This is a genomic window from Collinsella sp. AM41-2BH (assembly GCF_003468085.1).
In the GTDB taxonomy this organism is placed as follows: Bacteria; Actinomycetota; Coriobacteriia; order Coriobacteriales; family Coriobacteriaceae; genus Collinsella.
Window position 1 is genome coordinate 136,031 of sequence record NZ_QSGH01000003.1, and the last position, 14,309, is coordinate 150,339.

Consider the following 14,309-nt stretch of genomic DNA (forward strand, 5'->3'; position numbering starts at 1 on the left):
AAGCAAAAAAGAACCCGCCACCGGATGTGTCGGTGGCGGGTGTTGTTACCCGAGGGGATTGTACCCGATGGGAAAGGTTTAGGCGAAGTAGGCTACGCCGCTCTCAAAGATCGGCATGAACTTATCGCCGGGGACATGCTCGGGCACGTTGCGGTACAGGTTGTCGCCGCGACGCTCGGCATGGCCCATCTTGCCCAGGACGCGGCCGTCGGGGCTCGTGATGCCCTCGATGGCGAGTGCGGAGCCGTTGGGGTTGATGGAAAGGTCCATGCTCGGCTTGCCGTCCTCGCCCACGTACTGCGTGGCGACCTGGCCGTTGGCGATCAGCTGGGCGAGCACCTCGTCGTCGGCGACAAAGCGGCCCTCGCCGTGGCTGATGGCGACGGTGTAGGGGTCGTCGAGGCTGCACTGCGACAGCCACGGGGACAGGTTGGACGAGATGCGGGTGCGCACCAGGCGGCTCTGATGGCGACCGATGGTGTTGAACGTCAGCGTGGGCGCATCGGGCGTGGCGTCGACGATGTCGCCGTAGGGCACCAGGCCGAGCTTGACCAGAGCCTGGAAGCCGTTGCAGATGCCCAGCATCAGGCCGTCGCGGGCCTTGAGCAGGTCGCGGACTGCCTCGGTGACCTCGGGAGCGCGGAAGAACGCCGTGATGAACTTGGCGGAGCCATCGGGCTCGTCACCGCCCGAGAAGCCACCGGGGATCATGACGATCTGGCTTGCACGGATGCGGCGGGCGAGCTCGTGGGTGCTCTCGGCGACGGCCTCGGGCGTGAGGTTGTTGATCACGAAGGTGTCGGCCTCGGCACCGGCGGCACGGAAGGCGCGGGCGCTGTCGTACTCGCAGTTGTTGCCGGGGAACACGGGGATGATTACGCGCGGGCGGGCGATCTTGGCGCCGCCGTACACGTGGATATCCTTGGCGCGGAAGTCGATGGTCTCGACCTCGGCGGTCTCGCCGGTGCTGCGGTAGGCGAAGACGCCCTCGATGCCGCTCTCCCAGGCCTCCTGGAGCTCAGCGAGCTCGATGACTTCGGAGCCGGTGTCGATGACATAGCCCTCGACGGTGGTACCCAGGGGCTCGACGACAACGCCGTCGGCGACCTCGGGCAGCTCGGCGTCCTCGGCGAGCTCGACGATAAAGCTGCCGTAGAGCGGGGTGAAGAGGCTCTCCACGTCCACGTCCTCGGCAAGCTCGATGCCGATCTGGTTGCCGACGCACATCTTAAAGAGGCTCTCGGCGCCGCAGCCGTAGCCGGGCGTGGAGACGGCCAGGGCGTCGCCGTTGGCGGTGAGCGCCTCGACGGCGTCAAACGCGGCGAGCAGCTGCTGAGCGTCGGGGCGGTAGTCCTCACCATAGGTGGCGGGGGCGATGCGCACGACGCGATGCGTCAGACCCTTGAACTCGGGCGAGACGGCACGGGCGGCCTTGCCCACGGCCACAGCGAAGCTGATCAGGGTCGGCGGAACGTTGAGCTCACCGGCCTCGTCCTCAAACGAGCCGCTCATAGAGTCCTTGCCGCCGATGGCACCGGCACCCAGATCGACCTGGGCCATAAGGGCGCCCAGGACGGCTGCCATGGGCTTGCCCCAGCGCTCGGCCTCGGTGCGCAGACGCTCGAAGTACTCCTGGAAGGAGAGATAGGCACGCTTGTGCTCAAAGCCGGCAGCCACGAGCTTGGCGATGGACTCAACCACGGACAGGTAGGCGCCCGCAAACTGGTCGGCCTCCATCAGGTAGGGGTTGAAGCCCCATGCCATAGCGCTCGCCGTGGTGGTCTCGCCGTCCACGGGGAACTTGGCAACCATAGCCGAGCTGGGGGTGAGTTGCGTCTTGCCGCCAAAGGGCATGAGCACGGTCGCGGCGCCGATGGTGGAGTCGAAGCGCTCGGAAAGGCCCTTGTTGGAGGCGACGTTGAGGTCGGTGACCAGCGAGGTCATACGCTCGGCAAGCGTGGTGCCGGCCCAGCTGGGCTGCCACACGCTGCGGGCGCACACGTGGGCGACCTGGTGCTTGGGCGCACCGTTGGAGTTGAGGAACTCGCGGGACAGGTCGACGATGGCGACGCCGTTCCAGGCCATGCGCATGCGCGGCTCGGCGGTAACCTCGGCGATAACGGTTGCCTCCAGGTTCTCCTCGGCGGCGTAACCCATGAACTCATCGACGTCACCGTCGGCGACGGCGCAGGCCATACGCTCCTGGGACTCGGAGATAGCGAGCTCGGTGCCGTCCAGGCCGTCGTACTTCTTAGTCACGGTGTCCAGGTCCACGTACAGGCCGTCGGCAAGCTCGCCCACGGCGACCGAGACGCCGCCGGCGCCAAAGTCGTTGCAGCGCTTGATCAGACGGCAGGCGTCGCCGCGGCGGAACAGACGCTGCAGCTTGCGCTCGACTGGGGCGTTGCCCTTCTGGACCTCGGCGCCCGAGGTTTCGATGGACTCGGTGTTCTGGGTTTTGGAGGAGCCGGTGGCGCCGCCGATGCCGTCGCGGCCGGTGCGGCCGCCCAGCAGGATGATCTTGTCGGTGGGGGCGGGGCACTCGCGACGCACGTGGTTTGCCGGGGTGGCGCCCACGACGGCGCCGACCTCCATGCGCTTGGCCACATAGCCGGGGTGATAGAGCTCGTTGACCTGGCCGGTGGCAAGGCCGATCTGGTTGCCGTAGCTGGAGTAGCCGGCGGCGGCAGTGGTCACGAGCTTGCGCTGCGGCAGCTTGCCCTCGAGCGTCTCGGAAACCGGGACGGTGGGGTCGCCGGCGCCGGTGACGCGCATGGCCTGGTACACGTAGCTGCGGCCCGAGAGCGGGTCGCGGATGGCACCGCCCACGCAGGTGGCGGCACCGCCGAAGGGCTCGATCTCGGTCGGGTGGTTGTGGGTCTCATTCTTAAAGAGGAACAGCCAGTCCTGGTCCTCGCCGTCGACATCGACTTTTACCTTGACGGTGCAGGCGTTGATCTCCTCGGATTCGTCGACATCGGTCATGACACCGGTCTTCTTAAGGTACTTGGCGCCGATGGTGCCCATATCCATGAGGCAGACGGGCTTGGCGTCACGACCGAGCTCGTGGCGCATCTCCATGTAGCGGTCGAAGGCCTGCTGCACCACGGCGTCGTCGATCGTCACGTCATCCAGGACGGTACCGAAGGTGGTGTGGCGGCAGTGGTCGGACCAATAGGTGTCGATCACGCGGATCTCGGTGATGGTGGGGTCGCGATCTTCATCGCGGAAGTACTGCTGGCAGAAGGCGATGTCCGCCTCGTCCATGGCAAGACCGCGATCGGAGATAAAGGCGGCAAGACCGGCCTCGTCGAGCTCGCGGAAGCCGTCAAGCACCTCGACGGGCGCAGGCTCGGGGGTCTCCATGTACAGCGTCTCGGGCAGGTCGAGCGAGGCGATGCGCGCCTCGACGGGGTTCACCACGTAGTGCTTGATGGCCTCGATGGCGGCCTCGTCCAGGGCGCCCGAGATTATATAGACCTTGGCGGAGCGTACGGCGGGGCGCTCGCCCTGGCTGATGGGCTGCACGCACTCGCTGGCGGAGTCGGCGCGCTGGTCAAACTGGCCAGGCAGGAATTCGACGGCAAAGACGGCGCCGTCGCTTGCGGGGAGCTCGTTGTAGGTCACATCGACCTGGGGCTCGCTAAAGACGGTCGGCACGCAGGAGCGGAACAGCTCCTCATCGATGCCCTCGACGTCGTAGCGGTTGATGATCCTCAGGGCCTCGATGCCCTTGATGCCGAGAATCTCGGTCAGCTCGTCCTTGAGCTGCTGAGCCTCGACGTCGAACCCGGGTTTCTTCTCCACGTAGATACGAGAGACCATTGGTTCCTGCCTTCCTGATCGGTTGGGCGTACGGTGCGGTATGCGGCAGCGGTCGGTTTGCGGGGCAAGCCTCGCGGTCGCCTTGAGCCACATACTTTTAAACCTCACTATGATACGACAGCTCGTGGCGCGTTGAGGACGGCGAGGGTGCTACAGTGGAGCGCAAACAAGAGAAAGGCATCACATGGCATTTGTTTCGCTCGCCATCATCGCACTCGTGGCCTTTGCAAGCCCCTTCATCGCCTCGGCGATTCCCGGAAAACCCGTTCCCGAGACGGTCTTTTTGCTCGTGTTTGGCGCGGTGCTGGGACCTCATATGCTCGGCATTATCCATGTGGATGCCGAGGTCTCGCTCGTGTCCGAGCTCGGCCTGGCCTTTTTGTTCCTGCTTGCCGGTTTTGAGATCGATCCCAAGAACATCACGGGCATCGAGGGGCGTTACGGCATGGCGACGTGGGTCGTCACGTTTGGCATCGCCTGGCTTGCCGTGCGCTTTACCCCGTGGTTCTCGGTCAGTCATTTTGATGGCATCGCCGTGACGCTGGCGTTGACCTCGACGGCGCTTGGGGCGCTCATGCCCATCTTGCGCGAGCGGTCGCTTGCCGGGACGCGCGTCGGCGATTCGATTCTTGCCTATGGTACGTGGGGCGAGCTCGGGCCCGTGCTCGCCATGTCGGTGCTGCTGTCCGCCCGTACGGGTGTCGAGACGCTGTTGATCTTGGGACTGTTCGCCGTGGTGTGCGTGCTGCTTGCCGTGGTCCCCAGCCGCTCCAAGCGTATCGGCAGCCGCTTCTTTGCCTTTATTCAGGAGCGCGCCGATACGACTTCTCAGACGTTCGTGCGCCTCACAGTGCTCATCCTGGTCACGCTCGTGGCGTTTTCCGCCATTTTTAGCCTCGATATCGTGTTGGGCGCTTTTGCCGCGGGCTTTGTCCTGCGCTATATCATCCCCGAGGGCAACCATACGCTCGAGCTTAAACTCGATGGCCTTGCCTATGGCTTTTTAATCCCGGTGTTCTTTACCGTGTCGGGTGCCAAGATCGACCTGACGGCTGTAGCATCGCGCCCTGGCCTGCTCGTGGGCTTTATCGTGGCGTTGCTGGTTATCCGCGCCGTGCCCATTGTCGTCTCCATGAGCATCTGCCCTAAGACGCGCGATGTTTCTGCCCACGGCCGCATTACCGTAGCGCTCTACTGCACCACGGCGCTGCCGATTATCGTCGCCGTGACGAGCGTCGCTGTCAATGCCGGCGCATTATCGCAGGGCGTTGCTTCGGTTATGGTGGCGGCCGGTGCCATCACGGTGTTCCTGATGCCACTGCTCGCGCAGCTCTTCTACCGCGTGGTCGATGCCGCGCCGGTCGCCGCCGTGGCGGAGGTTGCCGAGCATCCTTCCGATGCGCTCAATATCCTGCGCGCCCATCACGACCTTGCAAGTCTTCTCGCCCGCGAGCACGAGCTATTGACGTCGCATGGACATGGTCGCTCGCTCGACGGTATGCCCACGATTGATTCCATTGCTGACCGCCTTTCGGCCGAAGCGGCGAGCGAACGCATCGATGCCCGTATTGTCGATGCCGCCCATTTGCTGGCCGAGAAAACCTATGGCGATGAGATCGACCCGTCCAAGCTGACTGCGCGCGAGCGTCGCCGCCTAGAGCGCGCCAAGCTCGCCGTTCATGAGTACCGCCGCCGCATGCTGGAGCTCTACGCCCGCGATGAAGCCCAGGACGACGACGGCAGGTAGCCAACGTCGCCGCGGAAAATGCATCCCGGAATTGGCGCCCAGAGTGGGATGCGGTTTCCGCGAGGGGACCGTTTCGGAAAGCGTGTCCCAGAATCCGCGCCCAGAATGGGACGTAGTTTCCGAAAGATGGGCCTGAGGGAAACTGCGCCCCGTTCTGAGCTGAAATACCGGGACGCAGTTTCCCCTATAAACAGAGCAAGGCGCGCTGCCTGCGGTTGATGCAGGCAGCGCGCCTTTTGCGTTGGGCCTCGTTGAGGTTTGAAGTCGTGGCTTGCGACCTTTAGGAGCGGGCGGCTCCGTCGACGGGGAGCACGGCACCCGTAACATAGGAGGACATGTCGCTCGCCAGGAAAACAAAGGCGTTGGCGACATCCTCGGGCTCGCCCATGCGACCCAGCGGAATGGTGGCGATGATGGGCTTAATAACCTCTTCGGGCAGGTTGGCGACCATATCGGTCTTGGTTACGCCAGGCGCGACGGCATTGACGCGGATGCCCATGGGGGCGAGTTCGCGCGAGAGCGACTGGACCATGCCGTTGACGGCAAACTTGGACGTGGGATAGCCGACGCCGGAGGGCTGGCCATACTTGGCGACCATCGAGCTCGTGGTGGTGATGGTGCCGCCGTGGCCGGCCTCGGCCATGATCTTGGCGGCAGCCTGGTGGCCGTTAAAGACGGCGACGACGTTGAGGTCCATGACCTTTGCAAACTCCTCGGCCGTGTAGTCCAAAAGGGGAGAACGCTGGGAGATGCCGGCATTGTTGACGACCGTGTCCAGGCCGCCCATATCGGCGGCAGCCTGGGTAAAGGCCTCGGTTACGGCCTCGAGCGAGGTGAGGTCGCAGGAGCGGCCCCAGACCTTGGCCTCGGGATAAGCGGTCGTCAGTTTCTCAACGGCAGCGTCGGCAGTCTCCTGGCGCGAGCCAAAGACGGTGACGGCAGCACCTTCCTCGATAAAACGGCAGGCGATGGCATAGCCGATACCGCGCGTGCCTCCGGTGATGATCGCTTTCTTGCCCTCGAGCAACATGGTGCTTCCTCTCTTTGCGGGCGGATATACGCAGTACAGCGTAGCGGTAGCCGGAATCGGTCGCGTTTGCATATCGGTGAACGGTAGCCCGCGTTACCGATGAGCGGCTCGCGCAAATATGCTCTGCCGTTGTGCTTAGGGCAGGTGACAAAAGGGCTCCCGTCCCACGTCGGACGGAAGCCCTCAAAGTGCGTATTGCTGGGCGAGCGTTGGGTTAGTTGGCCATGACGCCTTCGGTCCAAGCCTCGACGTCCTCGATGCGCAGGACGTTGGCGACCTCGGCCACGCAGTCGACGCTGGCAAGCTCGGCGGCGGCAGCCTGGACGTCCTTCTCGAGCGCGCGGTGCGTCAGGAAGATGACCGAGCAGGCATCGCTGACGCCCGACTTGCCGTCCTCGACCTGGTTGATGAGCGAGATCGAGATGTTGTGCTTGGCAAAGATATCGACCGTCTCGGACAGGGCGCCCACGCGGTCGGCGACCTTCAGGCGCACATAGTACTTGGTCTGGAGCTCGTCCATGGGCTTAAAGGCGAGGTTGTGGCCATAGGGCTCAATCTCGGGCAGCGGAGCCACGCCGCGGCTGATCTGCTCGGAGAGCGACAGGATATCGCCCACGACGGCGCTCGCGGTGGGGAAGGAGCCTGCGCCGGCACCGTAGAACATGGTCTCGCCCACGGCGTCGCCTACCACGTAGACAGCGTTCATGGCGCCGTTGACCTTGGCGAGCATGTGGTCGGCGGGGATCAGCGTGGGATGCACGCGGACGTCGACGCCGGCGTCGGTGTTGCGGGCGATGCCCAGCAGCTTAATGGTGTAGCCGAGCTCGCGGGCCTGGGTGATGTCCTCGGCGCCGATGGTGCGGATACCCTGCTGGTACACATCGTCGGTGGTCACGCGGGTGCCAAAGCCGATGGAGGCGAGGATTGCCGTCTTGCTGGCGGCGTCGAAGCCGTCGACGTCTGCGGACGGGTCGGCCTCGGCATAGCCCTTGGCCTGTGCGTCGGCGAGCACATCGGCGTAATCGGCGCCCTCGGCGTCCATGCGCGACAGGATGTAGTTGGTGGTTCCGTTGAGGATGCCGGCGATGGTCAGGATCTTGTTGCCCACTAGGTCGTGCTCGAGCGTGCTGACAATGGGGATGCCACCGCCGCAGCTGGCCTCGCACTTAATCTGCACGCCGCACGCGCGCGCCTTTTCGGCGAGCGTCTCGACGTGACGGCCCAGCAGGGCCTTGTTGGCAGAGACGACGTGCTTGCCGTTCTCGAAGGCGGTGGTGAAGATCTCGGTTGCGGGATGCTCGCCGCCGATCAGCTCGACGACGATGTCGACGGCGGGGTCGGTGACGACGTCGTGCCAGTCACTCGTGAAGGCCTCGCGCTCAATGCCTGCCGCCTCGGCCTGCTCCCAGGCAAGCGCGCAGGCGCGGGTCAGCTTAAGGTCGATGCCGTAGGCTGCCAGGTACTCATCGTGGTGGCTCTTGATCAGACGGGCCACGCCGCCGCCGACGGTTCCCAGACCGATCAGACCGACGTTCACGGTGCGCAGGGATTCGCTCATAGATAGCTCCTTCGTGCATCTTGTGGATGAATTAACTGCTTATAGGTTGAGTGCATTCTAGCGTGAAGTGCGGGCGCGTGCTTGCCAGGCAGCCGGAGCTGTGCAAAACGCTACCCCCGAAACGCTGCGGAAATATTGGAAACACGCTCGCTACAAACGAACTCCCGTAACAAAATTGTCAACGTTTGCGCCATAAGGTTTGCCCTGTACCGCAAGACGGACGCGTCGCGGCCAGCGAAAAAAGGGGGGACACCATGTTTATTGAGAGCGGGGAACGCTTGTAACAGAATGGAAACATTACTTTTACATAATAAAGTGGCATTACTGCATAAAGTAGTAGGAATACGCAGAACTATGGATAAATGAACAAATCCAAAGAAAAGTTGAAATAATCGCCACTTTTCCTAACTAAAGCGTCTACTATTTTGCGAACGCCGAACACGGCGAAGGATGGCCTGTCGGGCAGCCAAAACCCGACGAGATTTGAGAGGAGAGCCGCATGTCGAGCCTCACCGGTAAGTCATTGAACCCTGTTATGAATCGCAGGAGCGTTATCGCGAGCGCAGCAGGTCTGGGGGCGATGTCCATTCTAGCTGGCTGCTCCTCCAACGGCGGCGACAGCGGTTCCGCTTCGGGCGACGCTTCGTTTAAGATCGGCACCATCGGCCCGCTGACCGGCGCCAACGCGTCCTACGGCAAGTCCGTTACCCAGGGCGTCGAGCTTGGCTGCAAGGACTTCTCCACCAAGGAGCTGCCGCTTGCCAGCAAGGCCGAGGACGACCAGGCCGACGGCGAGAAGGCCGTCAACGCCTTGAATACCCTGCTCGACTGGGGCATGCAGGCCCTCGTCGGCCCGACCACCACGGGTGCGTCGGTTGCCGTTGCCGCAGAGTGCGGTAACGACCCCAAGACGTTCATGATCACCCCGTCCGCGTCCTCTGAGGATGTCACCGACGGCAAGGATTGCGTCTTCCAGGTATGCTTTACCGACCCCAACCAAGGCGTCAACGCTGCCAAGTTCCTGGCGCAGAAGTATGCGGACGAGAAGTTCGTGCTGTTCTATAACTCCGGCGACGCTTATTCTGCGGGTGTCGCAGATTCCTTTAAGGCCCAGGCCGCTGAGTCCAAGCTCGAGGTTGTTGACGAGGAGACCTTTAAGGACGACTCCGCCACGAGCTTTACCAACCAGCTGACCAAGGCCAAGCAGGCCGGCGCCACCATGATCTTTGCGCCGATCTACTACACCCCGGCGTCCGTCCTGCTCAAGAACGCCAAGGACATGGGCTACGACGTCAAGATGATGGGCTGCGATGGCATGGACGGCATCCTGGGCGTTGAGGGTTTCGACACCTCTCTTGCCGAGGGTCTGCTGCTCATGACCCCGTTCTCCGCCGACGACGAGAAGAACGCCGACTTCGTTAACGCTTACAAGGATAAGTACGGCGATACCCCCGACCAGTTTGCCGCCGACGCCTACGACGGCGTGCACGCGGTGGCCGAGGCTCTTAAGGAGGCCGGCCTGGGCGTCGACGCCGACCCCACCGAGGTTGCCGAGAAGCTTCCCGAGGCTATGCTCAAGATTACTGTTGACGGCCTGACTGGCAAGCTCTCCTGGAACGACAAGGGTCAGGTCCAGAAGGACCCGACGGCGTACGTCATTACCGACGGCAAGTACGTACAGGCCTAATAGGCCGCCTTACATAGAGCGGTTTTGATCCCAAGCAGGGGAGGTTTTGGCCTTCCCTGCTTGCTTGGTATCTAGGGACGATGTAACGTCCCTGTTTCATACATCAACTGGAAACCTATTCGAAAGGGGGATGTGGAACATGACGGTCTTTATCCAATACCTGGTCAACGGCCTGTCCATGGGCAGCGTCTACGCCATCATCGCGTTGGGCTACACCATGGTCTACGGTATCGCCAAGATGCTCAACTTCGCTCACGGCGACGTCATCATGGTCGGTGCCTATGTCTCGTTCTGCGCCACGTCGTATCTCGGCCTCCCGGGCTGGGCATCTGTAATTCTCTCTTGTGTGGTCTGCACGGTTCTCGGTGTTCTCATCGAGGGTCTGGCATACAAGCCGCTGCGTCAGGCGGGCCCGCTGGCCGTTCTGATCACGGCCATCGGCGTGTCCTACTTCCTGCAGAACGCCGCGCAGCTCCTGTGGGGCGCCACGCCCAAGAACTTTACTTCGCTCGTCACCTTCCAGGTGCCGGAGTTCTTGGCCAAGTTTAACGTAAGCGCCGTCTCGCTCGTCACCATCGTCGCCTGCCTGGTTATCATGGCCGGCCTGATGTTCTTTACAGGTAAGACCAAGATGGGCAAGGCCATGCGCGCCGTGTCCGAGGACAAGGCCGCCGCTCAGCTCATGGGCATCAACGTCAACCGCACCATCTCGATGACGTTTGCCATCGGCTCTGCCCTTGCCGCCATCGCCGGCGTGCTCCTGTGCTCCTACTCGCCGGTGTTGCAGCCCACCACGGGCGCCATGCCTGGCATCAAGGCCTTCGACGCTGCCGTTTTCGGCGGCATCGGCTCCATCCCCGGTGCCTTTGTCGGCGGTATTCTCATCGGCATCATCGAGGCGATGGCTCAGGCTTACATTTCCACGAGCCTTGCCAACTCCATCGTCTTTGGTGTTTTGATTATCGTCCTGCTCGTCAAGCCTGCCGGCCTCTTGGGCAAGTACGTCCCCGAGAAGGTGTAGGTGAGCGTTATGAAGTTCCTTAAAGACAAGCAGACGCGTCACGACTTTGTCACGTACGCCATGTGCATCGTGGCATTCGCCATCGTGTTCTTTATGCAGTCCAACCATATGATCCCGCGCATGATCGCCGGTCAGCTGGTTCCCATCACGGCCTACATCGTTATGGCCATCTCGCTCAACCTCGTCGTCGGTATTGCGGGCGACTTGTCGCTGGGCCACGCGGGCTTTATGAGTGTCGGCGCCTATACGGGCATCGTTACCGCCGTCGCGCTGGAGAGCGCCGTTCCGTCCGATCCGATGCGCCTGATCATCAGCATTGTGGTCGGCGCTATCGCTGCCGCCATCCTGGGCTTCTTGATCGGCATCCCGGTCCTTCGCCTGAGCGGCGATTACCTGGCTATCGTGACGCTGGCCTTTGGCGAGATCATCAAAGAGATCGTCACCTGCCTCATTGTGGGCGTCGATTCCCGCGGTCTGCACGTGATCTTTAACATCACGGGCAACTCTACGATCGACGACCTGCACCTGCTTGAGGACGGCACCGCCATCATCAAGGGTGCCCAGGGCGCATCGGGCGTGTCGACCTATTCGACCTTCCTTGCCGGCGCCATCCTGGTTATGGTCGCGCTCGTGATTGTACTCAACCTGGTTCGCAGCCGTACCGGCCGTGCCATCATGGCCGTGCGCGATAACAAGATTGCAGCCGAGTCCGTAGGCATCTCCGTCACCGAGTACCGCATGATCGCCTTCGTGGTTTCCGCTGCCCTCGCCGGTGCTGCCGGAGCTCTCTTCGGCGGTAACTTCTCGCAGCTCTCCGCCACCAAGTTCGACTTCAACACGTCGATCCTCATTCTGGTGTTCGTGGTCCTGGGCGGCCTGGGCAACATGCGCGGTTCCGTCATCGCGGCGGCGTTGCTCACGGTGCTTCCCGAGCTGCTCCGTCAGTTCTCGGACTACCGCATGCTCATCTACGCCATCGTGTTGATCCTGGTCATGATCTTTACCAACAACCCGCAGCTCAAGGCGTTCTTCGCACGCATTAAGGACCGCTTTGCTTCCAAGAAGGAGGTGGCAGCCGATGCCCAGTAAATTTGAGTTCAACAAGGGTAAGATGGTCCCGTATCCTTCTGGCGCCATCGTTCCCGATCGCGATCTGGGCCAGCGCCCGGCACTCGAGTGCATCCACCTGGGCATTGAGTTCGGTGGCCTTAAGGCAGTCGACGACTTTAGCCTGACTATCGGCAAGACCGAGATCGCCGGTCTGATCGGCCCCAACGGTGCCGGAAAGACCACGGTCTTCAACCTGCTCACCAAGGTGTATCAGCCCACGCACGGCACCATCCTGCTCGACGGTGAGGACACCTCGGGCAAGTCGGTCTACCAGGTCAACCGCATGGGCATTGCCCGTACGTTCCAGAACATCCGCCTGTTCAACACCATGACGGTGGAGGACAACGTCAAGGTCGGTCTGCACAACCAGGAGCGCTATTCCGGTTTTGAGGGCGTGCTGCGCCTGCCGACGTACTGGAAGCACGAGAAGGCCGCCCATGAGCGTGCCATGGAGCTGCTCTCCATCTTTGATATGGAGCATCTGGCAAACGAACAGGCCGGCTCGCTGCCTTACGGCGCTCAGCGCCGCCTGGAGATCGTCCGCGCGCTTGCCACCAACCCCAAGCTGCTGCTGCTCGACGAGCCTGCCGCCGGCATGAACCCGTCCGAGACCGCGGAGCTCATGGAGAACATCGTTAAGATTCGCGACACCTTTGGCATCGCCATCATGCTTATCGAGCACGACATGTCGCTCGTCATGAATATTTGCGAGGGTATCTGCGTACTCAACTTTGGTAAGGTCATCGCCAAGGGCACGGCAGAGGAAATCCAGAACAACGACGCCGTTATCGAGGCATATCTGGGCAAGCAGGATAAGGGGGAGAACTAAATGGCAGAGCCGATGCTTTCCGTCTACAACATCAACGTCTGGTACGGCGCCATCCACGCCATCAAGGACATCTCCTTTAACGTCAACGAGGGCGAGATCGTGGCTCTGATCGGTGCGAACGGTGCCGGCAAGTCCACAACGCTCAAGACCGTCTCGGGCCTGCTGCGCTCCAAGACCGGCTCCATCAAGTTTATGGGCGAGGACATTACTCATACGCCCGCCGATAAGCTGGTTGGTAAGGGCCTGGCCCAGGTGCCCGAGGGCCGTCGCGCCTTTTTGCAGATGACGGTCGAGGAGAACCTGGAGATGGGCGCCTACACGCAGCCCAAGTCCACGGTTGCTCCGGGCCTTGAGCGCGTCTACGAGCAGTTCCCGCGCCTGAAGGAGCGCCGTCGCCAAGTCGCCGGCACCCTTTCGGGCGGCGAGCAGCAGATGCTCGTTATGGGCCGCGCCCTTATGAGCAACCCCAAGCTGCTCATGCTCGACGAGCCTTCCATGGGCCTGGCGCCGATTCTGATTGAGCAGATCTTCCAGATTGTCGAGGACCTGCACAAGGCCGGCACCACGGTGCTCCTGGTCGAGCAGAACGCGCAGATGGCACTTTCCATCGCCACACGCGGTTACGTGCTCGAGACCGGCAAGATCACCATGACCGGCACCGGTCAAGAGCTCCTGCACGACGACAACGTCCGCAAGGCTTACCTGGGCGGCTAGGGACTTCCGCCGTTCTGCCGAACGGCGGACCGGCCGACGCTGCGCGGGCGCCCTGATCGACGTGCCGAAGCTCCTCACCCTTGGGGCTATGCCGCGGTACGAGGCCAGGTGGTCATGGTCCGGGAACCTCGCGATGTCGAATGACACCGCGAGGTTCGCCGCCGTCCTCGGCGGCCTCGACCCCCGAGTGGGCGATCCCCACGCGCTAACGCCTGCAAACAAGGGGATTGCCAAGACGCCGCCGGGCACCTCCGTCATAGACGTGGAAGTGCGGCCGCGCTGAAGCACTGCGCGGTGTCTGCTCGCTTATGTGCGCATCACGAAGGAAGACCAGATCGGTGAGCGGGATTGGCCCGAAGTCGAGAGATTCCCATCAGCCTCTCGTCGGTCGATGACCGGTTCACCACGCAGGAAGAGCGTGACGGAAGGTCTCGCAAAAAGGCTCCGAGCGCGGCGTGCTCATGCCCGTCGTGGTGCGCCCGAAGGGGGGGACGGCTGCTACGAGCTCGATCATTTGCGAGGAGAAGACGAACCAGTCGTTGCAGATCCAATATGGATCTCGCCGACCTCGGCAAGCTGCTCGATGAGTGGAAGCCCTGTCGGGTCGTCTATTTCAACACCACCCAGAATGATGGTGTCATCGCGCAGGTCGATCTGCGTGTTGAGCACAGCGAGGTTAAAGCCGGAGGCCACAAATCCGATAGCAGCCAGGACGAGCCCCGTGGCAACAAGCCCACCCGCTACGGCAAGGTAAATCCTTTTTACGCTGGACATGTTTGCACTCCTTC

The 14,309-nt window shown here is 62.4% G+C and carries 10 protein-coding genes; 6 read left to right on the plus strand and 4 right to left on the minus strand.

Features of this window, described 5'->3' with window-relative positions; genetic code table 11:
• Positions 1-78: 78 nt before the first annotated feature.
• A complete protein-coding gene (locus DW899_RS02825; protein ID WP_117799934.1) occupies positions 79-3,825 on the minus strand; it encodes a phosphoribosylformylglycinamidine synthase in 3,747 nt (1,248 codons plus the stop codon).
• Positions 3,826-4,009: 184 nt separating this feature from the next.
• Here DW899_RS02825 and DW899_RS02830 point away from each other — a divergent pair, with 184 nt between their 5' ends.
• On the plus strand, positions 4,010-5,572 hold the full coding sequence (locus DW899_RS02830) for a cation:proton antiporter (RefSeq protein ID WP_117799935.1): 1,563 nt from the start codon (positions 4,010-4,012) through the stop codon (positions 5,570-5,572).
• A 280-nt stretch (positions 5,573-5,852) separates the two neighbouring features.
• Here DW899_RS02830 and DW899_RS02835 read toward each other — a convergent pair whose 3' ends face one another.
• Together DW899_RS02835 and DW899_RS02840 are read right to left on the minus strand one after the other, a co-directional pair.
• Positions 5,853-6,602: an SDR family NAD(P)-dependent oxidoreductase gene (locus DW899_RS02835; protein ID WP_117799936.1), complete on the minus strand. Its 750-nt coding sequence runs from the start codon at positions 6,600-6,602 to the stop codon at positions 5,853-5,855.
• A 214-nt stretch (positions 6,603-6,816) separates the two neighbouring features.
• A complete protein-coding gene (locus DW899_RS02840) occupies positions 6,817-8,160 on the minus strand; it encodes a homoserine dehydrogenase (RefSeq protein ID WP_117799937.1) in 1,344 nt (447 codons plus the stop codon).
• Between the two features lie 499 nt (positions 8,161-8,659).
• On the opposite strand from DW899_RS02840, the gene DW899_RS02845 reads away from it, so the two are divergent.
• The 5 genes from DW899_RS02845 to DW899_RS02865 all read left to right on the plus strand — a co-directional run bounded on the left by DW899_RS02845 (position 8,660) and on the right by DW899_RS02865 (position 13,521).
• Positions 8,660-9,847: an ABC transporter substrate-binding protein gene (locus DW899_RS02845; protein ID WP_117799938.1), complete on the plus strand. Its 1,188-nt coding sequence runs from the start codon at positions 8,660-8,662 to the stop codon at positions 9,845-9,847.
• 139 nt (positions 9,848-9,986) lie between these two features.
• Complete coding sequence (locus DW899_RS02850; RefSeq protein WP_117582912.1) at positions 9,987-10,868, plus strand: branched-chain amino acid ABC transporter permease; 882 nt, start codon at positions 9,987-9,989, stop codon at positions 10,866-10,868.
• A 9-nt stretch (positions 10,869-10,877) separates the two neighbouring features.
• On the plus strand, positions 10,878-11,957 hold the full coding sequence (locus DW899_RS02855) for a branched-chain amino acid ABC transporter permease (RefSeq protein ID WP_117640571.1): 1,080 nt from the start codon (positions 10,878-10,880) through the stop codon (positions 11,955-11,957).
• Entirely contained in the window at positions 11,947-12,807 is an 861-nt protein-coding gene (locus DW899_RS02860; protein ID WP_089573307.1) for an ABC transporter ATP-binding protein, read from the plus strand. Before DW899_RS02855 ends, DW899_RS02860 begins: the two co-directional genes overlap by 11 nt.
• Before the next feature lie 12 nt (positions 12,808-12,819).
• Positions 12,820-13,521 (plus strand): ABC transporter ATP-binding protein, encoded by a 702-nt coding sequence (locus DW899_RS02865; protein ID WP_035137222.1) that lies wholly within the window; start codon positions 12,820-12,822, stop codon positions 13,519-13,521.
• A 510-nt stretch (positions 13,522-14,031) separates the two neighbouring features.
• Here the strand turns inward: DW899_RS02865 and DW899_RS02875 are convergent.
• Positions 14,032-14,295: a hypothetical protein gene (locus DW899_RS02875; RefSeq protein WP_089573305.1), complete on the minus strand. Its 264-nt coding sequence runs from the start codon at positions 14,293-14,295 to the stop codon at positions 14,032-14,034.
• Positions 14,296-14,309: the final 14 nt, after the last annotated feature.

What these genes read in the sequence shown, in the direction of transcription:
- DW899_RS02825 (WP_117799934.1), bottom strand. Translation starts at nt 3,825, where the DNA reads ATGGTCTCTCGTATCTACGTGGAGAAGAAACCCGGGTTCGACGTCGAG.
- DW899_RS02830 (WP_117799935.1), top strand. Translation starts at nt 4,010, where the DNA reads ATGGCATTTGTTTCGCTCGCCATCATCGCACTCGTGGCCTTTGCAAGC.
- DW899_RS02835 (WP_117799936.1), bottom strand. Translation starts at nt 6,602, where the DNA reads ATGTTGCTCGAGGGCAAGAAAGCGATCATCACCGGAGGCACGCGCGGT.
- DW899_RS02840 (WP_117799937.1), bottom strand. Translation starts at nt 8,160, where the DNA reads ATGAGCGAATCCCTGCGCACCGTGAACGTCGGTCTGATCGGTCTGGGA.
- DW899_RS02845 (WP_117799938.1), top strand. Translation starts at nt 8,660, where the DNA reads ATGTCGAGCCTCACCGGTAAGTCATTGAACCCTGTTATGAATCGCAGG.
- DW899_RS02850 (WP_117582912.1), top strand. Translation starts at nt 9,987, where the DNA reads ATGACGGTCTTTATCCAATACCTGGTCAACGGCCTGTCCATGGGCAGC.
- DW899_RS02855 (WP_117640571.1), top strand. Translation starts at nt 10,878, where the DNA reads ATGAAGTTCCTTAAAGACAAGCAGACGCGTCACGACTTTGTCACGTAC.
- DW899_RS02860 (WP_089573307.1), top strand. Translation starts at nt 11,947, where the DNA reads ATGCCCAGTAAATTTGAGTTCAACAAGGGTAAGATGGTCCCGTATCCT.
- DW899_RS02865 (WP_035137222.1), top strand. Translation starts at nt 12,820, where the DNA reads ATGCTTTCCGTCTACAACATCAACGTCTGGTACGGCGCCATCCACGCC.
- DW899_RS02875 (WP_089573305.1), bottom strand. Translation starts at nt 14,295, where the DNA reads ATGTCCAGCGTAAAAAGGATTTACCTTGCCGTAGCGGGTGGGCTTGTT.